General features: G+C 71.4%; 18 protein-coding genes. 10 read left to right on the top strand and 8 right to left on the bottom strand.

The window, feature by feature from the left end; all coding sequences use genetic code 11:
- Positions 1-146: 146 nt before the first annotated feature.
- A complete protein-coding gene (locus IPQ09_17945; GenBank protein ID MBL0196066.1) occupies positions 147-2,192 on the top strand; it encodes a DUF4139 domain-containing protein in 2,046 nt (681 codons plus the stop codon).
- Between the two features lie 25 nt (positions 2,193-2,217).
- On the opposite strand, the gene IPQ09_17940 is transcribed toward IPQ09_17945, so the two are convergent.
- The gene (locus IPQ09_17940; GenBank protein ID MBL0196065.1) at positions 2,218-2,910 is read right to left on the bottom strand and encodes a Crp/Fnr family transcriptional regulator; all 693 of its coding nucleotides are present in this window, start codon (positions 2,908-2,910) and stop codon (positions 2,218-2,220) included.
- 182 nt (positions 2,911-3,092) lie between these two features.
- On the opposite strand from IPQ09_17940, the gene IPQ09_17935 reads away from it, so the two are divergent.
- Positions 3,093-3,617, top strand: coding sequence for a hypothetical protein (locus IPQ09_17935; protein ID MBL0196064.1), 525 nt, complete (start codon positions 3,093-3,095; stop codon positions 3,615-3,617).
- A gap of 11 nt (positions 3,618-3,628) precedes the next feature.
- Here the strand turns inward: IPQ09_17935 and IPQ09_17930 are convergent, their stop codons facing one another.
- Positions 3,629-3,973: a YkgJ family cysteine cluster protein gene (locus IPQ09_17930; GenBank protein MBL0196063.1), complete on the bottom strand. Its 345-nt coding sequence runs from the start codon at positions 3,971-3,973 to the stop codon at positions 3,629-3,631.
- A gap of 182 nt (positions 3,974-4,155) precedes the next feature.
- On the opposite strand from IPQ09_17930, the gene IPQ09_17925 reads away from it, so the two are divergent.
- Positions 4,156-8,151 (top strand): hypothetical protein, encoded by a 3,996-nt coding sequence (locus IPQ09_17925; protein ID MBL0196062.1) that lies wholly within the window; start codon positions 4,156-4,158, stop codon positions 8,149-8,151.
- Positions 8,148-9,593 (top strand): outer membrane protein transport protein, encoded by a 1,446-nt coding sequence (locus IPQ09_17920; GenBank protein MBL0196061.1) that lies wholly within the window; start codon positions 8,148-8,150, stop codon positions 9,591-9,593. Before IPQ09_17925 ends, IPQ09_17920 begins: the two co-directional genes overlap by 4 nt.
- A gap of 145 nt (positions 9,594-9,738) precedes the next feature.
- Here the strand turns inward: IPQ09_17920 and IPQ09_17915 are convergent, their stop codons facing one another.
- Both IPQ09_17915 and IPQ09_17910 read right to left on the bottom strand, forming a co-directional pair.
- Complete coding sequence (locus IPQ09_17915; protein MBL0196060.1) at positions 9,739-10,257, bottom strand: peptidylprolyl isomerase; 519 nt, start codon at positions 10,255-10,257, stop codon at positions 9,739-9,741.
- 40 nt (positions 10,258-10,297) lie between these two features.
- Positions 10,298-12,037, bottom strand: coding sequence for a DUF885 domain-containing protein (locus IPQ09_17910; GenBank protein MBL0196059.1), 1,740 nt, complete (start codon positions 12,035-12,037; stop codon positions 10,298-10,300).
- Between the two features lie 87 nt (positions 12,038-12,124).
- On the opposite strand from IPQ09_17910, the gene IPQ09_17905 reads away from it, so the two are divergent.
- Together IPQ09_17905 and IPQ09_17900 are read left to right on the top strand one after the other, a co-directional pair.
- Positions 12,125-12,940, top strand: coding sequence for a BtpA/SgcQ family protein (locus IPQ09_17905; GenBank protein MBL0196058.1), 816 nt, complete (start codon positions 12,125-12,127; stop codon positions 12,938-12,940).
- Entirely contained in the window at positions 12,937-13,845 is a 909-nt protein-coding gene (locus tag IPQ09_17900; protein ID MBL0196057.1) for a carbohydrate kinase family protein, read from the top strand. The genes IPQ09_17905 and IPQ09_17900 overlap by 4 nt, the downstream gene beginning before the upstream one ends.
- Here the strand turns inward: IPQ09_17900 and IPQ09_17895 are convergent.
- Positions 13,832-14,824, bottom strand: a complete 993-nt coding sequence (locus tag IPQ09_17895; GenBank protein MBL0196056.1) for a prolyl oligopeptidase family serine peptidase — start codon at positions 14,822-14,824, stop codon at positions 13,832-13,834. The genes IPQ09_17900 and IPQ09_17895 overlap by 14 nt on opposite strands.
- A 172-nt stretch (positions 14,825-14,996) precedes the next feature.
- Between IPQ09_17895 and IPQ09_17890 the strand changes: the two genes are divergently transcribed.
- The 3 genes from IPQ09_17890 (at position 14,997) to IPQ09_17880 (ending at position 20,523) form a co-directional block, all read left to right on the top strand.
- Positions 14,997-16,187 carry a urate hydroxylase PuuD gene (locus IPQ09_17890; protein ID MBL0196055.1) on the top strand — a complete coding sequence of 397 codons (1,191 nt, stop codon included), beginning with the start codon at positions 14,997-14,999 and terminating at the stop codon, positions 16,185-16,187.
- 158 nt (positions 16,188-16,345) lie between these two features.
- A complete protein-coding gene (locus IPQ09_17885; protein ID MBL0196054.1) occupies positions 16,346-19,261 on the top strand; it encodes a vanadium-dependent haloperoxidase in 2,916 nt (971 codons plus the stop codon).
- 248 nt (positions 19,262-19,509) lie between these two features.
- A complete protein-coding gene (locus tag IPQ09_17880) occupies positions 19,510-20,523 on the top strand; it encodes an NAD-dependent epimerase/dehydratase family protein (protein ID MBL0196053.1) in 1,014 nt (337 codons plus the stop codon).
- Positions 20,524-20,549: 26 nt separating this feature from the next.
- On the opposite strand, the gene IPQ09_17875 is transcribed toward IPQ09_17880, so the two are convergent.
- Entirely contained in the window at positions 20,550-20,903 is a 354-nt protein-coding gene (locus IPQ09_17875; protein ID MBL0196052.1) for a hypothetical protein, read from the bottom strand.
- A 338-nt stretch (positions 20,904-21,241) separates the two neighbouring features.
- On the opposite strand from IPQ09_17875, the gene IPQ09_17870 reads away from it, so the two are divergent.
- Entirely contained in the window at positions 21,242-21,922 is a 681-nt protein-coding gene (locus IPQ09_17870) for a GNAT family N-acetyltransferase (protein ID MBL0196051.1), read from the top strand.
- Here the strand turns inward: IPQ09_17870 and IPQ09_17865 are convergent.
- Positions 21,804-22,565, bottom strand: coding sequence for a WbqC family protein (locus IPQ09_17865; GenBank protein ID MBL0196050.1), 762 nt, complete (start codon positions 22,563-22,565; stop codon positions 21,804-21,806). The two genes, IPQ09_17870 and IPQ09_17865, sit on opposite strands and share 119 nt — an antisense overlap.
- The gene (locus tag IPQ09_17860) at positions 22,562-23,263 is read right to left on the bottom strand and encodes a hypothetical protein (protein ID MBL0196049.1); all 702 of its coding nucleotides are present in this window, start codon (positions 23,261-23,263) and stop codon (positions 22,562-22,564) included. The genes IPQ09_17865 and IPQ09_17860 overlap by 4 nt, the downstream gene beginning before the upstream one ends.
- Positions 23,264-23,275: the final 12 nt, after the last annotated feature.

The raw sequence follows: 23,275 nt of genomic DNA, 5'->3' as shown, positions 1-23,275 counted from the left end.
TTCGCGACGCGGGGAAGAGGCGCGCGAGGATGCGCGGAGCGGGCGCGGAGCGGGCGCGGAGAAGGGCAAGACCCGAGGCGACCGACTCGCGGGGCCGGCCCGAGGCCAGGCTTCCCGCACCGTGAGGGGTCGTGTACGTTCGCCGCATGAAGGCTCTCTCGTCTCTCGGCGTGCTCCTCTCCACCCTCGGCGCGGTCGCGACTCTCGGCTGCGGTGGTACGGCCGCCGTGAGCTCAAACCTCCCCCTCCAGCGCGTCGTCGTCTATCGAAATGGGATTGCCTATTTCGAGCGCGGCGGCACGGTGGCGGAGTCCGAGGTGCGATTCAAGATGAAGGAAGCGGCCGTCGGCGACTTCCTCGCCACCCTCGCGGTGATGGAGAAGGGCGGCAGCAGCGTGCGCGCGGCGGCGTTCCCTATCCCGAGCCCCGACGACGTGCCGGAGTGTGATCCCAACCCCCTCGCAGCGACGCCCCGAAAGCGGCCTCTGGGAGAAGAGCCCGAGCCGCGCCTACGCCCCTGCACCGATCAGGAGCGACGGCACATCCGCGAAGTGGTCCTGCAGCTCGACGGCAAGCAACACGACCTCCAGGTGGGCTACGTCACCGAGGCCCCCATGTGGCGCCCTTCGTACCGCCTCGTGGTCGAAGGCGACGGGATCGCGTCGATGCAGGCCTGGGGCATCGTGCAGAACCTCTCCGGGGAAGACTGGACCGACGTGAGGCTGTCGCTCGTCGCCGGCGCGCCCGTCGCGTTCGAGGCCACGCTCGGCACGCCGATCGTGCCCGCGCGCCCCGTCGTCACCGACGAAGGCGAGGTCGTGGCGGCCGTGCCTCGCGCGGAGACCTCTCTCGCGCAGCAGCAGTACGCCCGCCAGGAGGCCCCTGCCGCAGAGCCGGCGGCGAAGGCCGAGGAGGCCGCCGATGACGCCTTGGCAGACGAGGAGCAGGGAGGCCTCGGGCTCGGGGCTACCGGCATGGGCGCCGGGGGCGGCGGCCGCGCAGCGGGGCCGGCTCGCTCGTTGAAGAAGGATGGCGCACCCAAGAAGCCGAGCGCGCCCCGCGGCGCCGCGATGCGGCCAGGCGCGCCACCTCCGCCGCCACCTCCTCCGCCGCCCCCAGCCGTTCGGGCGCCGACCACCCCCTCGGGGCCACGCAACCTCCGGTCGCTCGCCGCCATCAGCGCCACGAGCGGGGTCACCCGGTACGATCTGCCCCTCAACGTGACCATCCCCGACAAATCGGCCACGATGGTCATGCTCCTCGCCAAGAAGCTCCCCGGCGACGCGGCGTTCCTGTACGCCCCCGACGGGGCGGTCGCCGGCTCGTTCGCCCACCCGTTCCGGGTCGTCAGGTTCGTCAACAAGAGCGGCGGCGCGCTCGAGCGCGGCCCCATCGCGGTGTTCGATCACGGCGCGTTCCTCGGTCAGGGCGTGGTCGATCCCCTCCCCGAGGGCGCCACGGCGACGGTGCCCTTCGCGCTCGATCGCGGGGTGGCCGTCGACCGCTCGACCAAGCACGACGAGCTGGGCGAGCGCGTCCAGAAGATCGAAAACGGAGAGCTCACGATCGAGCGCGACAGCGCCACGCAGACCCTGTACCGCGTTCGCAACGGCGCGGCCACGGTCGCGAAGCTGCTCGTGAAGCACTCGCGCATCTCCGGCAGCCACCTCGAGAAGCCGCCCGCGGGCACGGAGGACAACGTCGGGACGGGCTCGGCGCTCGTGCCCTACGACATCCAGCCGCGCAGCGAGGGCGAGCTGCTCGTGGACGAGCGCGTGAGCGTGCAGCGCTCGGAGTCGTGGATGTCTCCGGTGGCCGAGGCCGCCGTCAAGTCGCTGCTCGCGAGCCCGGGCGTGGACGCGGCCACGAAGGCCTCACTCACCGAGGCGTGGACCGCGCGCGCCGAGATCCTCCGCCTAAACGACATCGCGAACGACCAGCAGCGGCAGCTCGGCGAGCTGTCGAGCCAGAGCGAGGAGACCCGCCGGAGCCTCCGCTCGATCGAGAAGAACAAGCTCGCCGACAAGCTGCGCGTACAGCTCACCAAGCGCCTCGAGGATCTCTCGAAGAAGAGCGAGGAGGTCGGTAAGAAGCTGGTCGAGTCGCAGGCCAAGCTGGCGGAGCTGAACGTCCGCTTCCGCGACCTCGTGCGCAGCGTGAAGTACGTCGCGCCGCCTTCGACCAAGCGCTGACCGAGGGCCGCGCGCGGCCCTGCCTCTACGCGGAGCGATCTCTCGCGACGGTCTCTCGCGAAGCGCCGCCCGCGATCGCCTCGAGGAGGGAGGCGTCGAGGATCTCGATGCGGGTGCGCGTGGCCGAGATGCTCCCGCCGCGGACGAGCGTGGCGAGGCCTCGCGAGAGCGTCTCGGGCTTCATCCCCAGGAGCCCCGCGAGCACCGACCGCGGGAGCCGCCGCTGCTGCGTCGAGTCGAGGAGCCACCTCGCGATACGCTGGGGCGCGCTCCCGTCGGTGGTGGCGCGCGAGGGGTTGTCGGAGGCGAGCGTCGCGAGGAGGCAGTCGAGGACGACCCGGGAGGTGCCCGTCTCGCTGAGCCACGCGAGCATCTGCGTCCGGCTCGTGACGCAGACGGTTACGTCGGAGATCGCCCGCGCGGAGTCGAGGTAGGTCGGGCGGATGATGGCCTCCAGGCCGAGGAGGGAGCCGGCCCGGCGCAGGGCGTGCGGCGCCCCCTCGCCGAGGGCCTCGGTGCCGCCGCGCGAGAGCGCGATCGACCCGTGCTTCACATAATAGACGGCCTCGGCGGGCGCCCCCGCCACGAACAGGGTCGAGCCCGCCGGTCTCCGTCGGTCGACCATCGGACATACGGAGCCGGTTCCAACGTGCGACGCCGCCCCGATGGGGCACAGGGTGCATGCGGCTTTGCTGCTGCCGGTCTTCAGGGAAAACATGGTCGGCCTTTCCGCGCGGAGGCGCTCTTCCAGGCTCCCGCACGGGCCAGGCGCCCACAAGAGCTATTTGGTCATTTTTATCTAAAATCAAGTCGGGCGCACGACGAGGTGCGGCGGAGGGTGGGCGCCGGGAGGACTCTTTCCCCGGTGCGGCGCGCGCTGCGCTCATCTACGCTCCCTGAATGGCCCTCCTCCACCGACACCGCCCGCGCGGCAAGCCTGCGCGGCTCGCCGTGGCGTCAGGCCTCGCGCTGCTCACGTTCTCCACGGTCGCCGTCGCCGACATCGGCCCGGCTCCATCCTGCCCTCCCGGTCAGACCTCGCGGTACCTCTACGGCCGCTACTGCGCCCCCATCTCCTGTGAGCGCGACGATGAGTGCGGCGGGGCGAAGTGCGAGACGCGGGCGCTCTGCCTCCACGATCGCGGCGAGAGCCGCGGGACGCCCACGTGGGAGCAGACCGGCGAATGCCCGACCGGCGAATGCCCCGCGGAGAGTCAGTGCGTCCGCGAGCGCTTCTGCGGAGTACCCCAGCGCGCTGCGGAGCCCACGGTCGATCCGACGCCCGGCCTGCCCACCGCGCGCCCCGCGTCGCGAGGCTGCGCGTGCGACACCGCCACGATCCGCAGCGGCGCGCCCGCGTGGTCGATCTGCGCCGCGGGCCTCGCGCTCGCGGTCCTCGGGTGGCGCCGGGCGCGGCGGCGCTGACGCGAGGCTGCTCACTCGAACGGCGGGGCAGTCTCCCGAGCCAGCGCGGCGAGCGCGGCGAGCGGCCGACTCGCCTTGGCGGCTCGCTCACCGAGGCACTCGGGCGAGCCTCGCGTAAGGGCCCGGCACACCTCCGGGCGCAGCTCGTAGCTGGAACAGACGAGCTCCCGCGTCGCGGGCGCGAGCTCGAGCGACGCGCATCGACCGTCGATCATGCGGAGAAACGCGCGGTTTCCGCGGAACGTCACGAGGTCGTCGGCGCGCTCGCCGAGGCGCGCGTAGTCGGCGCCGGTCACCGCGACGTAGGCGTCGAGGCGCGAGAAGCAGCAGGCGCCGCACGAGAGGCACTCCGGCAGAGGTTCGCTCATGGCGCTCGATGCACCCTACCCCAGGCCCGCGTCGGGCGCGTGGTGACGTGGCCCGGATCCATCGTAGAGTAGTGAGAGTGGCAGTTCACCGGCACCATCGGCCACGCCGCGCCTCGGGGGCCCCGCGCGCCGCTACGTGGCTCGCGCGCGCAGCGGCCAGCCTGGGAGTCGTGACCACCTTGGCGACCGCGCTCGGCGCGTGCGCCACGGACCTGGACACCACCCGCGTGGTGCCCAGGCGCGGCTCGCTCGGCCAAGAGATGTTCACCCTCGTCTGCGACCGCGTGGGCGCGCAGGCCCTCCGCGAGGACGTGACCGGCGCCTCGTTCCACGCCGTTTGCCACGCCGACGCCCGGGGCAAATTCGCCGACCGCGTCGATGTGAGCAAGCTCGTGCCTCTCGACAAGGGGGCGCGGAACGCCGCGGGCGCGGCGGTCCCCATCGACGAGCAGCGCGCGCGACGCGGCTACCGCATCGCGCGAATCGAGGCGCTCGCGCGACGGCGCGGCGATCTCATCCGAGCCCTCGACGCCGCGTTCCCGGACGAGCCCGTCGCGACCAAGCGCCTCGGGGAGGGCGCAGGATCGTGCGAAGCGGGCGGCGAGACGCCGCTGCCGAAGGCCCTCGGCGACATGCTCGGCCGGCTCACCGATCTCGAGAACGACGGCACGCTCCCGGCGCTCACGAGGGCCCTCGCCGACGTCCTCGACAACGTGCAGTCTACACCCGAAACCCAGGCGGCCTTCGCCCGGCTCGACGCGCGCCAGGGCTATCGCCCCTCGGGGATCGCGCTCGGCGTCGCGCGCCCCGTCCTCGCGTATCCCCGGCTGGTCGAGCTCACGCGCTCGCTCCTCCGGGTCGTCGCGAGCGACTCCGCGCCCCTCGACGCGTCGACGCGCCGCGATCCCTCCCGCCCCTTCTCGAACGACAACCGCACCGCGGTGCCCGGGCGCGCGGCGGGCGAGCTCTCGTCCCTGTTCGCGGTGATGCGCGAGGAGCTGCGGACCGCCGAGCCCACCTCGCCGACCGCCCCCACCGCGCGCCTCGTGACGGGGACCGACCCGCTCATCCGCACGCGCGTCTCGCTGAGCCGCCCCCGCACCACGCTAGAGCTCGCGCGGCACTTGCTGCTACGCGAGGACGCGGCATTCGCCAGCAAGCTCGAGACCGCGAGCGTGCAGTACGTGACCCGCCGAGACGCGCGCGGGTTCGCGGGAGTGGCGCTCGTAGGCGACCAGGTGCCGTCGCCCTTCCTCGACCAGGTGGGCCCCGACGGGGTCGGCCCCGACGGCTTCCCCGACATCGGCCCGCTCGGCCAGTTCGTCACCACGGAGCCCGTGGCCTCGCCGTTCTTCGCGGCGAACGGCGCAGAGGGGCCGCGCGACGCCCAGGGGCGCGCGCTCGGGCCGAGCGGCGCTCCGCTCTACGAGACGCTCGAGAGCAACCGCACGCTGCTCGCGTCGCTCGGGCAAGACCTGCGCCCCCTGCTCGACCCCGACCCCACGCGCGATCGCGACGCGCTCATGAAGGCCGCAGGCGCGGCCCCCGTGCTCTTCGGGGCGCGCGACGCGACGCCCTCCGGCGCTCGCACGTACGCGCCCGATCCCAGCCTCACGAGGGACTGGGCGCTCACGCACTCGGCCCCCCCCCCACGGAACCTCGGGACCGACCCCGTGGTGCTCCGCTACCGCGCCTTCCACCCCGAGACCTCGCCCCTCGTGGACCTCGTGCACGCGGTGGGGCAGCTCCTCGCCGATCCCGCCGTCGACGAAGTCATCGAGCTCGGCCGGCGCCTCGCGAAGGACCACCCCGGCGAGCTCGCGCGCCTCGTCGGGCTCGGGCTCAAGATCAAGGAGATCGCCGACGCCCACCCCGAAGCGTCGATCCCCGCCGCCTCCACGTTCTGGGACGAGATGCTCGACGTGCTCGCGAAGATCGCCCGCGAGCCCGGCATCCTCGAGGACATCGTGCGCGCCTTCAAGCGCGACGAGACCGTCAAGCTGCAGGAGGCATTTGCAAGCTACACAGAGTTTCGCGACGAGCTGACCTACGACCGCAAGAACCTCAACGGCCCCGCGTGGAACCTCACCACGAACAGCGCGGCGTCGTTCCAGACGCGGGTCGATCGCGCGAAGCCCGACGTGGGCGAGAACCGGAGCGCCCTTCAGCGCTTCATGCAGGCCCTCCACGACGCGAACGGCCTCGCGGCGTGCACGAAGGAGGACGCCGTCGCGCACGTGCAGATCATCTGGCCGTACCCGGGCGGGGTGAAGGTCCAGCTCGACTACCCGACGGCCCTCCTCGCCAAGACCGTGTGCCTCTTCCTCGGCTCGCAGGCCCCGTCGAAGCTGCGCCAGTGCGGCGTGCTCCGCTTCGAGAACGTGGCGGAGCTGCTCCTCAAGGTGGCGCTCGATCGCCTCCCGCTCGACGTGCGCGACGACTGCCTCGACAAAATGATGAAGTCCCCGATGACCGATCTCGTGGGCGGGGCCGACCTCTTCCTCGAGCGCACCTCGGGCATCAAGGGCCTATCGACGCGCCCCACGGTGCCGGGCATCTCCCGCATGGTGTTCTTCGACACCGCGCACGACGGCCTGCCCGGGGACACCACGCGGCGCGATCCCGACACGAACCGCTTCCTCCGCGACATCCTCGAGCCCGTGCCCTCCATGGTGTGCCCCGCGGCGCCGTTCACAGATCCATCCGACGGCAAGGTGATGCAGCTCCGGCAGTGCGGCTCGTTCGCCGACACGCTACGCGGGCGCGACAACAACGCCCTCTTCCCGCTCGAGAAGTACGACTTCATCAAGAACGTGCGCGCCCTCGCCGCCGCCTTCGACGACCACAACAAGCCCCTCTTGTTCGTCGAGCTGTTCGACACGCTCCACCTCCACTGGGGCAGCGCCGCGCAGCCGAGGGACGTGTGCGATCCCGCGGCCCCACGCTCGAACGCGCGGTGGTGCGCCCAAGACGGCGCCTCTTCCTACGAGCCCCTGCTCGTCGACGTGCTCCGCAAGACCGACCTCTTCAAGGCGCTGCAAGACACCATCCCCGTGCTCGAGGAGGTGAAGATCCCGCGCTGCGAGCTCACCGACGCCAAGACGGGTCGTTGCCTCAAGCTTGGCACGCCGCGCAGCGGGGTGGACGTGCTGGTCGACATGGTGCGCGTCCTCGTCGACCCCGCGCGGAACAAGGGCCTCGCCGACGCGCGCGGCAACACCTTCTCCGTCCGCAACGACGGCACGAAGAACGCGCAGACCACGCCGCTCGTCTTGCTCATCGACGCGATGAAGGGGGTCGACGCGGCCTTCGCGGCAGCGCCGGACGGACCCTCGCGGCAGACCGAGTGGCGCAAGGCGCGCTCGCAGATCGTCGACGCGCTCTTCAGCGTGAAGGGCACGGGCAAGGCGACCACCTGGGCGAACCCCGCGACCGCGGCGATGTTGCCGACGCTGCTCGAGACCACGTCGTCGCAGGTCCTCGCCCGCTGCCCCGACAGGTCGCCGAACGCGCGCTGCGCCTGGGCACGCGACGAGCTCCGACAAAACGCGAGCGAGACCGTCGGCGGCCCCACGTTCGCCGCGGCGATCGATCTCCTCGAGGCGCTCCGCGCGGATCCGGCGGCGCGGGCCGAGCTCCAGCGCCTGCTTCAGTATCTCCTCGATCCGGCGTCGGAGAACGACGCGCACGCCTCGACGCTCGCCGCGATGCTCGACGGGCTGCAGGTGATGAGCGACGACACGAACCTCGCGCCGGTCTACACGGCCCTCTCGAGCGCCGTGGCGCCCCGCCTGGTCGACGAACGGGGCGACGTGGTGCGGCGCGGCTTCGCAGACGCCGCCGTCGAGGCCCTCACCCGCGTATTTGCAGAAGCGCGCGACGCCGAGGGGCGCGAGGTGTGCGGTCGCGAGGTCGACCCGAACCGCGTGATCGCGGTCGCCCTCCGCAAGCTCATGACGCCCCCAGAGCCGAACCGGCCGGCCCCGATCGAGGTCGTCATCGACGTCGTCGCCGACGTGAACCGCGCCGATCCAACGCTCACCGAGAAGCTCGAAGGCAAGGACTACGCGAACATCGCGACCGAGCTCCGAGGCTTCTTGCTCGACAAGGGCAGCGGGCTCGAGCAGGTGTACGAGGTCATCCGACAGGCGACCGCCGCGCCGTGAGCGCGCGCGTCTCCAGCGCACCGCGCGCGACGCTCGCGTGCCTCGCTGGCCTTACGGCGCTCGGCGCGAGCGCGTGGGCGACCGAAGCGGAAGCGGCGGGCCTCTACTTCTCCGATCGCGGCGTGCGCCCCATGGGCCGCGCGGGCGCGTACGTCGCGGGCGCCGACGACCTCCACGCCATCTGGTACAACCCCGCGGGCCTCGCCGACGCCGGCACGAGCGCCCTCGTCGACTTCGCGTGGCTGCGGTTCTCGGTCGATCACCAGCGCGAGCTGCTCATCCTCGACGCGGACGGCACCTACCGGAGCGTGAAGTCGCCGACGGTGAACGGCAACTCGCAGTTCATCCCCTTGCCCACGATCGCAGGCTCGTACGCGTTCGGTGCCCACAAGGAGTGGACCGTCGCGGCCGGGCTCATCGCCCCGTACGTGGCGCTGAACAGCTACGCCGAGACCGTGGGCGGTCAGCCCTCGCCCGCGCGCTACACGCTCGGATCCTTCGACGGCAGCGTGCTCGCCGTGCCCGGCGCGTGGGTCGCCTACAAGCCCTTCGAGGAGCTCCGGCTCGGGCTCGGCGCGATGGCCCTCGTCGGCGTCTTCCAGTCGCAGGTCACCTTCAGCGCGAGCCCGCAAGATCGGCTCATCGGCGCGCCCGAGCAGCCGGAGTACGACGCGGCCGCACAGCTCAAGGTGGGGCCCATCTTCGCGCCCACGATGAACGCCGGCGCGACGTTCGTGCCCAGTAAGTACCTGCGCATCGGCGTGAGCGGCCAGCTCCCCACGGTGATCGACTCGACCGCCAGGATCACCGTGCGCCTGCCCACGTCGGCGGTCTTCGACACCGCGCAGATCCGCGGCGACGAGGCCTACGTGCGCTTCGTGCTGCCCGCGATCGTGCGCCTCGGCGTCGAGGCGCGGCCCACGCCGAACCTGCGGGTCGAGGCCGCCTACGTGCGGGAGCTCTGGTCGGCCCACGACGCGATCACCGCCACGCCCCGCGGCATCTCGCTAGACGGCATCACCGGGCTCCCCCCCAAGGTGGCGATGCCGCCCATCACCATCCCGCGGGGCTTCGCCGACTCGAGCTCTTTTCGGCTCGGCGGCGAGGGGCGCGTGACCGTCCAGGACCGCGCGCTCGATCTGCGCGCGGGCGTCACCTACGAGACCTCCGGCGTACCCGCGGAATACCTCTCGCTCTCGTCGCTCGATTTCGCCAAGGTGACGGCCTCGCTCGGCGCGGGCCTCCACGTGTCGCCGCGTCTCCGGCTCGACCTCGTGTACGCCCACATCTTCGCGTCCGGCGAGGCGGTCGATCCGCGCACGGCCAAGCTCCCGCGCGTGAACCCCATCAAGGGCAACGCGCCGTTCGAGGCCGTGAACGGCGGCACGTACTCGGCGAGCGCCGATCTCTTCGGGCTGGGCGCTGCCTACACGTTCCGCTGACGGCGGCGACGGGCCGAGGCGGCGAGCGCGACGTTCCGCTGACGGCGGCGACGGGCCGAGGCGGCGAGCGCGACGTTCCGCTGACGGCGGCGACGGGCCGAGGCGGCGAGCGCGAACGGCCGCGGCCTGCTCTCGGGTCTAGCGCTCAGGCGTCTTGCACCGTGACGCGGATCATCTGCACGGGGGTGCGCGGGCGGTCGTCGGCGTCGGTGGGGGTGGTCTCGATCTTCTTCACGACGTCCATGCCCGAGGTCACGCGCGCGAAGACAGGGTGCTTCGAGTTGCCCGGAGTGAAGAAGTCGAGGAACGCGTTGTGCTTCGTGTTGATGAAGAACTGGCAGCTCCCGCTGTTCGGGCGGCCGGTGTTCGCCATCGAGAGGGTGCCGACCTCGTTGGAGAACTTCGCGTTCGCGGGGTGCTCGTCCTTGATCGTGCCGTCGGGGCCGTCGCCGGTGCCCGCGCGCGAGCTCTTCGGATCCCGGCTGTGCGGGCAGCCGAACTGGCACATGAAGCCCGCGATCACGCGGTGGAAGTGCAGGCCGTCGTAGAACCCAGACTTCGCAAGCTTGATGAAGTTGCCCGCCGTGATGGGCATCTCGGTAGTGAAAAGCTCGATGGTGAACGTGCCGAGCGAGGTCTCGAGGGTCGCAGTGGGGTTTGCCATGCCGTGCGTCGTACCACGCCCGTGGCCCGCCCGAGAAGCGTCAGGGGCGCGCGCCCGTCACGCCGCGGCAGAGGCGGTCGAGGCCCACGTTCCCGGAGCCGAGCACCTTCGCGTGGAAGGCCTTCGGGTCGAAGGCGGCGCCGAGGCGCGCCCGCTCTGCGTCGCGCAGCTCGAGGAACACGCGCTGCCCCACCTTGTAGGCGATCGCCTGCCCCGGCCAGCCGAGGTACCGCACCATCTCGGACGCCGCGCGGTCGGGGAGCAGCCCGCCGAGCTCGGTGAGCATCTCGACGCCGAGCTCGAACGTCCACGCCTCGCCAGGATGGAACGGCTGCCCTTCGGGGATGGGGAGGGCGAGGTGCGCCCCGATGTCGAGCACGATGCGGCACGCGCGGATCATCTGACACGACAACATGCCGACCAGGTACTCGGGGCGCTCGTAGTAGCCGAGCTCCGCCATGAGCTCCTCCGCGTAGAGCGCCCACCCCTCGGCGTAACCGGAGTACCCCTCGGCCACGCGGTGCAGCCGGCTCAGCCTGTCGGTGAGCGAGAGCTGGATGCCAATCTGGAGGTGGTGCCCGGGGAAACCCTCGTGGTACGCGGTCGCGACGTGATCGAACATCGGCACGGGGCCGGAGGCCGCCGCGTCGCCGAGCGAATACCAGACGCACCCCGGGCGCGCGAAACCCTCGGAGGGAGCCGTGTAATATACACCTATTGGTCCGCCGGGCGGGGCCGCCTTCACGTCGAGGGTGCGCACGGGCGCGGGCACGTCGAAGTGCACGCCCCCGAGCTGGTCGAGGGCCTCTCGCTGGCGAGCCCGCATGCGCTCGAGGAACACCTCGAGGCTCGGCGCCGCGTAGTCGGGCGCAGCCTTCAGGCGCTCCAGCACCTCGGCCACGGACTCCGCGGGCGACAGGCGCGCCGCCGCCTCGCCGAGCCGCTCTCGCAGGGCGGCGATCTCGCGCCACCCCCACGCGTAGGTCTCCTCGGGGTCGATGCTCATGCCGAGGAAGCGCTGCGCCTCGCGGGCGTAGCGCGCGCGGCCCACGCCGTCCGCCTCGCGCGCGCCGGGCAGATAGGTCTCCCCGAGCCACGCCGCGAACGCGGCGAAGGCGTCGCACACCCGCGGGATCGCGGCCTCGACGCGCGCGCTGAGCGAGGGGTCGTCGAGCTTGGACTCCGCGAGCTGCCGACCGAGTGAACGCACGAAGGACGCGTGACCGGCGTGCACGGCGCACTGCGCGAGCACCGCGCGCACCTGGCGCGCCGCGACGACCTCTCCCGACGCGAGGCCGAGCGCGAGCGTGGCTCGGTACCCTTCGAGCGCGGCGGGGAGGCCCTCGAGGCGGCTCGCGCGCGCCTCCCAGGCCTCTGGGGTCCCGGAGGGCATCACGTCGAAGGCCATGGTCAGGAGCTGGAGCGGCGAGGCCAGGGTGTTCAGATCCGTGAGGTGATCTCGGTGCGTGTACCGGCCGAGCTCGACGCGGAGGAAGTCCACGAGGACGTCGGCGGCGAGGCGACGCCACGGATCGCCGTCACGCGCGGCGCCCGCGGCCGCGGTCGCGGCGCGCGCCTCGAACGAGGCGAGCGCTGCGCGCGCGCGCTCATGGCCCTCCGGGCGAAGATCGTCCCACTCCCCATCGTGACCGGCGACACCCCAGAAGGTGGCGGTCACGGGCCGCAGGGCGGCCACGGCCTCGACGACCTCGTCGCTGAGGAGGAACGGATCTTCCGCGTCGGGGGGCGACGTGGTCGGGGGCGCGGGGGGCGACGGCATGGCCCCACCCTACTCGAAGCGCGCGCTCGGGCGCGACGCGGAGGTGGACGCGTAGACCCGCCGCCGCCCGCGCGCTACGGTCGCGCCGTGAGCCCACTCGACGACTTCCAGAGCCTCTTCGGGCGGCCGCGCGCCCTCATCGGCATGCTCCACGTGGGAGCCCTGCCCGGCACGGCGAGGTCACGCGATCCGGTCGACGTGCTGGCGGCACGGGCTGTCGCCGAGGCGCGCACGTACGCCGACGCCGGGTTCACGGCGCTCTTGCTCGAGAACATGCACGACACCCCGTATCTGAAGGGCGCGGTCGGACCGGAGATCGTGGCCGCCATGGCGGCGATCACCCTCGAGGTGCGGCGCGCGGTGCGCGTGCCCCTCGGCGTGCAGATCCTCGCCGGGGCCAACCACGAGGCGCTCGCCGTGGCGCTCGCCGCGGGCGCCGACTTCGTCCGGGTCGAGGGGTTCGCCTTCGCGCACGTGGCCGACGAGGGCGTCATCGAGGCCTGCGCGGGGCCGCTGCTCCGCTACCGCCGCGCCATCGGCGCCGAGCACGTGCGCGTCTACGCCGACATCAAGAAGAAGCACTCGGCCCACGCAATTACATCAGATGTATCAATCGAAGAGACCGCCCACGCGGCCGAGTTCTTCTGCGCCGACGGCGTGATCGTCACGGGCACCTCGACGGGCCACGCGGCCTCCGCGCGCGAGGTCGAGGCGGTGATCGGCGCGGCGGCGCTCCCCGTGCTCGTCGGGTCCGGCCTCACGCCCGCGAACCTCGCGGAGTACGCGCGCGCACACGGCTTCATCGTCGGCTCCTCGGTGAAGCAAGGCGGCGCGTGGGCGGCGCCCCTCGACCCCGACGCGGTGACGGCCGTCGCGCGCGCGTTCGAGGCGCTGCCGGCGTGAGCCCACTCGACCTCGTCCTCATCGGCAACCTCCTCGTCGACGACCTCGTGTTCGAGGACGGCACGACGCGTATGGCCCAGCCGGGCGGCGCCCTCCTGCACGCGGCGCTCGCCGCCGCCGCGTGGGGCACACGCGCGGGGTGCGTCACCATCGCCGGGAGCGACTACCCACGCGCGGCGCTCGACGACCTCCGAGGGCGTGGCGTCGCCCTCGAAGGCCTCACCACGCTGCGCACGCCGGGCGCGCGTGTGTGGCTGCTGTACGAGGACGGCGGGCGGCGCATGCTCCACCGCGCGGGCCGGCCCTCGCACGCGGAGGTCTCGCCGGAGCCCACGGCGGTGCCGGCCTCGTGGCTCCGCGCGCCCGCCGTGCACGTGGCGCCGATGCCTCTCCCGCGACAACGCGCGCTCACCGACGCGCTCGGCGACGGCACACGGCTCGTCTCCGTCGATCCGTGCGAGCCCATCACCGACGGCTCGCTCGACGCGTGGCGGGCGGTGCTCGCGCGCGTCGACGTGGTCTTCGCGAGCCGCGAGGAGCTTCGCCTGTCCGGGGCCGACGAGCACCCCGAGGCGGCGCTCCGCGCCCTCGCCGTGGGCCGCGTCCGCTACGTGCTCCACAAGCGCGGCGCCGCCGGCGGCGTGCTCTTCGACGCGAGGGAGGGCACGCTCACTCCGTGGAGCGCCCGACCCGCGCGCGAGGTCGATCCCACGGGCGCGGGGGACGCGTTCGCGGGCGCGTTCATGGGCGCCCTCGCCGTTGGCTGCCGCGTCGACGAGGCGCTCGCGCGAGGCGCGGCGACCGCGAGCGTCGCGGTCGAGGCCGAGGGCTCGCTCGCGCTCCTCTACGTCACGCGCGCGGAGCTCGAGGCGCGGGCCACCGGCGGTCCGATCAGAACTGATTGAGCCAGTTCCACGCGGGGACCCGGTACACGTCGCGGAAGTCGTGCTTGTACGCGCTCGCGCCGCGGTCTTCGCACCACACGACCGGGGTGCCGGCGGCGCAGCCGTCGTAGGTGACGCAGCCGAGGCCGTCCATCGGGGCGGGCGACGGGGTCGATGTGGACGCGCAGCCGTTGTAGGAGAGCCACGCGTCGCGCGCGTTGCGGCCATTGGCCACGGGCTCGTCGTTGTCGTCGGCGCGGTGGTAGACGAGCGCCGCGGTGGAGCCGCACCCCGTCCCTGCGAAGGAGCCGGCCGCGGCCACGATCGCGCGCACGGTCCGCGGGCGGTTGCAGGCGAGGTAGTTCGTCATGTACGCGCCGTAGCTGAAGCCCACGGCGAACGCGCGCTGCGGGTTCACGCAGAGCGTGTTCTCTAGATCGGCCGTGAGCGCGTCGAAGAAGTCGAGATCGGTCGTGCCGCCCAGATCCCACGCCCCACCGCGACCGTCGGGGAACGCCACGATCGCCTCGCCCGCCGCGTACGTCTGCATGGCGATGAACTGCGCCATCTGCGCGCCCGTGGCGCCGATGCCGTGAAAGACGAGGACCACGGGGTACGCGCGCGTGGGGTCGTAGCCGGCCGGCACGAAGAGCACGAACGAGCGCGCCACGCCGCCCACCGTCACCGTCTTGCGGACCCCCGCGGCGGGGCTCGGGCTCGCGGCGAGCCCGCACCCGGGGCTCGTGGTGGGCAGCGGGGGCGGCGGCGGCTCGGCGTCCTCCTCCGACGACGCGTCGCTCGCGCCCGTGTCGCGGCCCGCGTCGGCCGGGCCGCCCTCAGGGGTCACCGTGGCCGTGGGCGGAGTGCTCCCCGTCGGCGGGGTCGACGCGGTGGGGACGGCCCCGTCAGCCGTCGTCGCGCCGCCCGGCGCGTCGGTGCTGGAGCACCGCAGCAGAAAGGGCACGAAGGCGGCGGCGAGGGCGACGAAGCGAAGGCGCATTTGTCCATATTTTCACAACTTTGGCTGTTCGTCGAGGCCCGACCAGGGCCGACCCGCGAGGCGCTCGGCGAGGCCCCGACGCTGCGGCTCAGCCAGCGCCCAGCACGCCGTGCGCGCTTCCCAGTGTCCTTGTGCGCCCCTACCGAGTAAGCCTGCCGTCAAGGAGACCGTCGTGAGCGCACACCTCAGGGAGATCACCGATCTCGTCGTCCGCTGGGTCCACATCATCGCGGGCATCATGTGGATCGGCAACTCGCTGCTCTTCAACTGGCTCGACCGAAACCTCGAGAAGGTGCCCGGCCGCACCAAGCTGCACGAGGGGGAGATCTGGCTGCTCCACTCGGGCGCCTTCTACCAGGTCGAGAAGAAGCTCCTCGCCCCCGGCGAGATGCCCAAGGTGCTGCACTGGTTCAAGTGGCAGAACTTCACCACCTGGGCGAGCGGCATCGCGCTGCTCGTCGTGGTCTATTACATGGGCGGCGCGTCGCTCATGGGCGATCCGAGCATCGCCAAGCTGCACCCACACGCCCTCATCGGCCTCGGCGTCGGCAGCATCCTCGTCTCGTGGGTTGTCTACGACCTTCTGTGGAAGACGCTCGGCAAGGTCAGCGCGCCGGCCGCCACGGCTCTCTCCATCGCGGGGCTGTTCGCGGCGGCCTATGGGCTCACGCACGCCATGAGCGGGCGCGCCGCGTTCCTCCACGTGGGCGTCATCATGGGCACCTGCATGACGGGCAACGTGTGGATGACCATCGTGCCTTCGCAGCGCGAGCTCGTCCGGGCCACCGAGGACGGCCGCGAGCAGGACAAGACCCTGAGCCTCAAGGCCAAGCAGCGGAGTATCCACAACAACTACCTCACGTTCCCGCTGCTGTTCATCATGGTGTCGAACCATTTCCCCGCCGTCACCGGCGCCAAGTGGAGCTGGGCGGCGCTGTTCGTCGTGATGGCCACGGGCGCTCTCGTGCGCCACTTCATGAACGTGCGGTTCGTGTTCAAGCCGTGGTTCCCCATCACGGTGGGCGTCGTGATCGCGGGGCTGCTCGGCACCTACGTCCTCACCGCGCGCTGGGACGACGCCCCCTCGACCAACACCACGCCCGTGCGCTTCGCCGAGGCGCGGGCCATCATCGAGGCGCGCTGCACCTCGTGCCACGCGCAGAACCCCACGGACGACGTGTGGAAGGCGGCGCCCGTGGGCATCATGCTCGACACGCCCGAGCGCATGCAGCAGCTCGCGCCGCGTATCCGCGAGCGGGCGTCGGTCCTCAAGACCATGCCCCTCGCCAACAAGACGGGCATGACTCCGGAAGAGCGAGACACCCTCGGTCGCTGGGTCGCCCAGGGCGCGAAGCTCGACTGACCGCCTCACCCCGAGCGGGTGCTCCCCCACCCCGCGATGGCACACGATGACATACGTCGCGACGGTGAACCCGCGCCGATTCGCGGGGTTACGGGCTGGCACGAGCGGTGCTTCAACGGGCTCAACCCTTCGCCAATTCTTGCTACCCTGGGTGCTTCATGCTCCGCTCTTACAGGCTCCGCGCCAAGCTCTCGTGGTCCATCCGGCTCGCCGCGCTCGGCGCGCTTCCGCTGCTCGCGGCAGGCCTCGGCGGCTGCCCGGACACCCCCACCGAGCCGCAGCCCGACGCGGCCCCCGACGTCGTCGTGGTGCCGGCGACCGGCGCGTGGCGCGACGTCGCGACGAGCCTCCCGAGCGCGCTCCTCGCGGTGAGCGGCACCTCGCGCAGCGATGTCTATGTGGTCGGCGCGGACAAGGGCGCCGGCCCCGCGGTCCATCACTTCGACGGCACGGCGTGGACTCCACTGGCCACCGGCCAGCGCGGGGATCTCTGGTGGGTGAACGCGCTGCCCGGCGGGCCTGTGTTCATGGCCGGCGCCTCGGGCATGGTGCTCCGGTACCAGGCCGGCAAGTTCGAACGAATGCCCACTCCGGGGCTCGCCAAACAGACCATCTTCGGAGTGCACGCGCTCGCCGCCAACGATGTCTACGCGGTGGGCGGGGCGAGCGGGCGCGACGGCTTCATTTGGCATTTCGACGGCACGTCTTTCAAGGAAGAGCGCCTCCCGGACGATCTCCCGAGGACCGACAAGGGAGAGTCGCCGGGGCTCTTCAAGGTGTGGGGCGAGGGCGACGACGTCTGGGCCGTCGGCGGCGCGGGCACGGTGCTCCATAAGAAGAAGGGCGGCGCGTTCAAGGTCGTCCCGAGCGGCGTCACCGAGACGCTCTTCACCGTGCACGGCACGGGCGGCAAGGTATACGCCGTAGGGGGCGCGTCGAACGGGCGCGCCCTCGAGATCGACGCGGCCACCGAGACCGTGCGCGACATCTCGCCGACCGACACGGCGCTCATCCAGGGGGTCTTCGCGCGCGGCAGCCGCGTGTTCGCCGCCGGCGAGCGCGGGCTCGTGTACGAGATGAAGCTCGGCGGCGCGAAGCTCGTCCCCACCCTGACGCAGCCGACCGTGAAGGTGCAGTCGTTCCACGCCACGTGGATCGCCCCCGAGGGCGACGTGATCGCGGTCGGCGGGGAGGTGCTCTCGCCCGCGCTCGCGGCGGGCGGCGTGGCGCACTTCGGCGACCGGGAGCTCCCGCGCATCCTCGCCCCCGCGCCCGACGCGGGCCCCGACGGCGAGACGCCGCAGGCCGTGTGCCCGCCGGCGGTCATCGCAGAGGGCGCCACCAAGTCGATCGCGCGGCGCTGGAACGAACAGCTTGTCGCGTCCATTCGGCGCGATATTCCCCGCCCGACGGTCCACGCGCGGAACCTGTTCCACTCTTCCGCCGCCATGTGGGACGCCTGGGCCGCCTACGACACCACCGCGGACGGCGTGTTCCTGAGAGAGCGCCAGACCGCCGCCGACGTGGCCGCCGCGCGCAAGGAGGCGATCTCCTACGCGGCCTTCCGCGTGCTCGAGCGCCGCTACAAGAAGGCGAGCGGCGGCGACGTTTCGGTCGCCTGCTACCGCGCCGTCATGAAGGACCTCGGCTACGACCCCGCCGACACGAGCGAGTTCGGCGACACCCCTCGCGGGCTCGGCAACCGTGTGGCCAAGGCCGTGCTCGCCGCCGGGGACGCCGACGGCTCCAACGAGGCAGGGGGTTACGCCGATCTCTCGCCGTACACCTCGCTGAACCCCGCGCTCGTCGTCGACGCCCCGGGCGTGACGATGACCGACAAGGGCGCGTGGCAGCCGCTCAACCTCTCGGTCGCCGCCACCCAGAACGGCATCATTGTGCCCGCGGGTGTGCAGGAGTACATCGGCTCCGGCTGGGGCGGCGTGCGCCCCTTCGCGATGAAGCGCGCGTCGGCTTCGGTGCCGTGGCACGACCCCGGCCCCGCGCCCGACTTCGCGCCCGAGCTGAAGCCCCTCGTCGTCGAGGTGCTCCGCACCTCGAGCTTCCTCGACCCGAACGACGGCGAGACGATGGACACCTCGCCGGGCGCGGTGGGCAACAACCCCCTCGGGACGAACGACGGCAAGGGCCGCCCGCAGAACCCCGTGACCGGCCAACCGTACGCGCCCGCGATGGCGAAGCGCGGCGACTTCGGCCGCGTGCTCGCCGAGTTCTGGGCCGACGGCCCCAAGTCCGAGACGCCGCCCGGCCACTGGAACGTGCTCGCGAACTCGGTCGCCGACGCGCCGAACCCTCCGCGCAAGCTCTTCGGCGCGGGGCCCGACCTCGATCCCTTGTCCTGGGACGTTCATGTGTATCTTGCACTCAACGGCGCCGTCCACGACGCCGCCATTACGGCGTGGGACATCAAGCGGCGCACCGCGCGGGCACGCCCCATCGCGTGGGTGCGTTACATGTCGCAGAAGGGCCAGTCGAGCGATCCCTCGGGCGCGGCCTACTCGCCGGAGGGGCTGCCCCTCGTCCCGGGCCTCGTAGAGGTCATCACCAAGGAGAGCGCGGCCCCGGGCCAGCGGCACGCGAACCTGTCGCTCTTCGTAGGCCAGATCGCCATCAAGACCTGGCGCGGCGAGCCCGGCGATCACACCACCGAGCTCTCCGGCGTCGGCTGGGTGCGCGGGGTCGACTGGATGCCCTACCAGCGCCGAAACTTCGTCACGCCCGGCTTCCCCGGCTTCATCTCGGGCCACAGCACCTTCAGCCGGGCCAGCGCCGAGGTGCTCACCGCGCTCACGGGCAGTCCCTTCTTCCCGGGCGGCTTCGCTGAGGCCGTCTGCCCGAAGGACAAATACCTCGTCTTCGAGATCGGTCCGACCGCCGACGTGCACCTCCAGTGGGCCTCGTACTACGACGCAGCCGATCAAGCCGGTCAGTCGCGCATTTGGGGTGGGATCCACATCTCCCCGGACGACTTCGTGGGGCGTCGCCTCGGCTCGCAGATAGGCAAAGACGCGACCGCCCTCGCGCGCACCTATTACGAAGGCACGGCCGTGCCGTAGCAGCCCGTTGATAAACTCCCGTCGCCCCCGCGCCGCCGCATCGGCACGGGCTGCGTTGCGATCCTCCGGTGCCTGCTCACCTGCAAAAGCAGGCTCCGCGGGCTCCTCGGATCGCGCCTTGCCCGATGCCGCGCGGACGACGCGCGGGCTCGGTCCGTTTATCAACGGGCTGCTAGCAGCCCGCGTGGCCTCCTCGGGCCCGCGAGACCGGGCGCCGCGCCTCCGCGGCGCGCGTGGTAGGCTGCGCCATGGGCGAGTGGACGGGCAAGCGGACGTTCGTGACCGGGGCGACGGGCTTTCTGGGCTACGCGATCGCGCGCGCCCTGCGCGAGCAGGGGGCGGAGGTCACCGCCCTCGTCCGCGGCGCGGCCCTCCCGGGCGGCCTCGTCGGGCTAGGGGTGAAGCCCATACGCGGCGATCTGCACGACGTCGAGGCGCTCGACCGCGGCATGGCGGGCGCGGAGCACGTCTTCCACGTCGCGGCCGACGTGCGCATGTCGCGCGCCGCGTGGGCCGACGTGCACCGCACGAACGTGGAGGGCACGCGGGTGATGCTCGAGCGGGCCAAGGCGAACGGCGCGCGCCGGTTCATCTTCACTTCCAGCGGCTCCACCCTCGGCAAGCCGCTCGCCGCCACGAGCGGGCCGGTGGTCACCATCGACGAGACCTGCGCCTACAACCTCGCTCACCTCGGCTGGGTCTATCCGCACACCAAGTGGCTCGCCGAGGAGATCTCGCTCGCCGCCGCGACCCCCGCGTTCGAGGTCGTCGTCACCCACCCCACGGCCATCTTCGGCCCCTGGGACTTCAAGCACAACCTGCTGCCCCTCTTCCGCGCCACCCGGAGCCCGGCGGGCTACCTCTCGACCCACGGCATGCGCACGATCTGCGATGTGCGCGACGTCGCCGATGGCCACCTCGCCGCCGCGCTCCGTGGCCGATCGGGCGAACGTTACGCTCTCGCCGGCGAGCCCATGTCGGTGAGCGACCTCATGGGGCGAATCGCCAAGGAGGTCGGCGGACACGCGCCGATCGCGAAGCTGCCAGCGCCCGTGATGCGCACCCTCGGGCGCGCGCTCGACGCGCTCGGCACGCTGCGCGGGACGCCCGTACTGCTCACCGAGGAGATGGCCATTCAGTCGTGCCTTCGCGTCGCGGTCTCGAGCGAGAAGGCCGCGAGGGAGCTCGGGTATCGGTCGCGGCCGGCCGCGAGCTCCCTCCGGGACGCCGCGGCCTGGTACCGCGAGCAAGGCCTGCTGTAGCCAGTCGCGCTGCGCGACCGCGGGCCCTACTTGCAGGCGGTTGCGGACGAGTTCTTCGTGCAGCACGCGCGGTAGTCGGCGAGCTGGTTCTTGCAGTTGTTCTCGATCTGCGTCGCCGACAGCTTCGGATCGGTCTTCTGATCACCGCCGCAGACGATGTTGTTCTGCTGGCACTGAAGGTAGGAGACGCCCTCGCTGTAGCAAGCGCTGGTCTCGTTCGCCTTCAGAGTCGAGAGACACTGGTCCTTCTGGGCTTGCGTGGCCGGCACGTCGTTGCCGCACGGGCTGTTCTTCGTGCACACGTCGTCCGCGGCGCTGCTGCACGCGACCGAGACCACCGCGAGCGCCACACCAAGGATAGAGACAATAGTACGCTTCATTTACCAATCCTCCCTGAGTTCTCGTAGGCAGGAGTAGCTGAGTTTCCCTCGCTTGGCCAACGGCCCCGCGCTCCCGCGGGCTCTCGTCTTCACTTTCGGTGGCCGTTGGGCGCGAGAGCCGATCCCGCCACCGGGACCGTGGTAGCGTAGCGACGCGCTCCGCGAGTCGTCCGCGGGCGCGTCGAAAGGCGAAGGATGCTCCTGATCGACTACCATTCACGGGCGCGGGACAACCGCGCGCGGCGGGGCTCACCGCCCGAGCGCACCGCCGACCACGAACATGCGAGGCGCCGCCGACGAGCGGCGTGTCTCCGCCACGCGACCGAAGGGAGCACCGCATGAAGACCGAGTTCCGACGCTTGTCCAAGGCCTATGTGGAGGCGCACGCGCGCGATTTCACGGTGCTCATCGGGGGCTGGGAGCACGGCGACTGGCGCGAGGCGAACTTCACCTCCGACCTCGAGAAGAAGTGGGAGTACTCTTTCGGCTTCTTTCGCGACGAGCAGCTCGTCGGCTTCTGCATGGCGTCGGGCAAGATCCCGACCGCATACTACGTGCACCTGCTCTTCGTGTCCGAGGAGCACCGCGCCTTCGGCGTGGGCAAAGACTTCTTCGCGATGTGCATCGAGCACTGCCGGAGCCTCGGCCTGCGCTCCATCGATCTCAAGTGCCCCGTCTCCAACCCGCGGGGGCTCCGCTTCTATCAATCGATTGGCTTTCACGTCGTCGACTCCGACGGGGCCGACCAGACCCTCACGTTGTCGCTCGCGTGCATCAGCTCGTGCACCTTCGAGTCACCGTCCCTTGTCCGGCGCGCGGGCAAGGGGCCGAGAGAGAACCGAAGGCGCCCGGTGAGCGCCACCATCCCAGCGCGACCGCCCTCAAGTGAGCGAACGCGCCTCAGGGGCGCACGGCCTCGCCCACGGCCCTCGCCCTGGCCTCGGAGAGGGTCACCTCCTCGGCGATCAGCGCCGCGGTGCCCGCGAAGCCGAGGTTCATCAGGGCATCCACCACGCTAAGGCCTGGGGCGAAGACGCCCTGGAAGCGGGGGTACTCGCGCGGCGTGAAGTGGTTGTAGGCGAGGCGTAGGCCGCGGGACGCGAACGACTCCGGAGACTGGTAGCCCCGTCCGCCCTCGCCGCTCAGATAGACGTCACCCCGCGCGAGCACGCACAGCTCCGCGACGAGCTCGCCCGCGCGGGCGGTGGAGCCGAGCCCGCTCGAGTACACTCGCTCCGGGCGTATCTCCAGGCGCTCGAGGACTTGGTCGATGAACATCATGTTTCGCTGGACCAAGCGGCGCTCCCCCGAGCGCAGAAAGTCGGCAACGAGGGGAAACACCTCGGAATAGAAGGGCGCGCGCTTGTAGGCCTGCTCGACCGAGCGCTCCATCTTCACGAGATTGCGTTCCATCTCCGGGGCGAGCACCATCTCGGAGAGCGGCACACTGATACGCCCGTCGGAGGGGTGCTCGAGCACGAGGCCCAGGAACCCCACCGACCCCGGGAGCTGAAAGCTCACTCGCTTGCACAGGAACGCGCGACGAGGGTTGTTCTCCACGTGGTCGAGCACGACGAACACATCCGCCTTCGCGATCTTCACGAAGAATCCGAGCCAAGGCAAGAAGTCCGGCTGGTGAATGGCGACGACGCGGGGGCTCACTTCTCACGCTCGTAGAAATGCGAGTGGTAGTAAGTGTCCGGGTGAAGGAGCAGGTGAAGGACGCTGGGGCGGTCCGCGAGGTGACCGCTCGGCGCCCGCACGTCTCCCTCCAAGCGCACGCCTTGGTCGTACGCCTTCCAGCGAGTCCACTCGCTGTCCGAGACATACCGACTCTCGTGGAAGAGATTGAACTCCGGAGTGCGATCGTAGCCCTCGTACAAGAGCCCGAACGCGCGGTGATCGTTCTCCTTGAAGAAGTCGAGGTTGTTGTTGCCTGTGAGCCCACCATGACAGGCCGCCCCAACGATGGGCATTCCCACGATGGCACCGAGGACAGCGAGGTCGCGCCGTAGGCAGGCGCCGGCGTCCTCTCCCCAGATCTTGGCCTGGTCGATGATCTCGGCGTGATACCCGAGCTCGTGCCCCTCACTGACGATGCGCTTGAGAATGCGGTACCCCTCGAAGGAGAAGGGGTTGTACTCGGGCGCGTGAAGCCGAACGAAGAATGTCGCCTTGATGCCGAGCTCGGCGAAGAGATCGAGCAGAATGGCCGTCTTGGCGAGCGAGAGGTCGATGTCGACGCGCATCACGAGCACGTGTGGGTCGTCGCCCGGGTCCTTCTTGTGCTCCAGGTAGTCCACGCACCGCAAGGGCTTGTAGCCCGCTGCGCACACCGCTGCGAGCTCGGAGCGAAGCATGGCATAAGAGAA

This window comes from Myxococcales bacterium, assembly GCA_016720545.1.
In the GTDB taxonomy this organism is placed as follows: domain Bacteria; phylum Myxococcota_A; class Polyangia; order Polyangiales; family Polyangiaceae; genus JAAFHV01.
The sequence above is the reverse complement of the archived record's forward strand: the minus strand, read 5'-3'. Positions and strand labels throughout refer to the sequence as shown.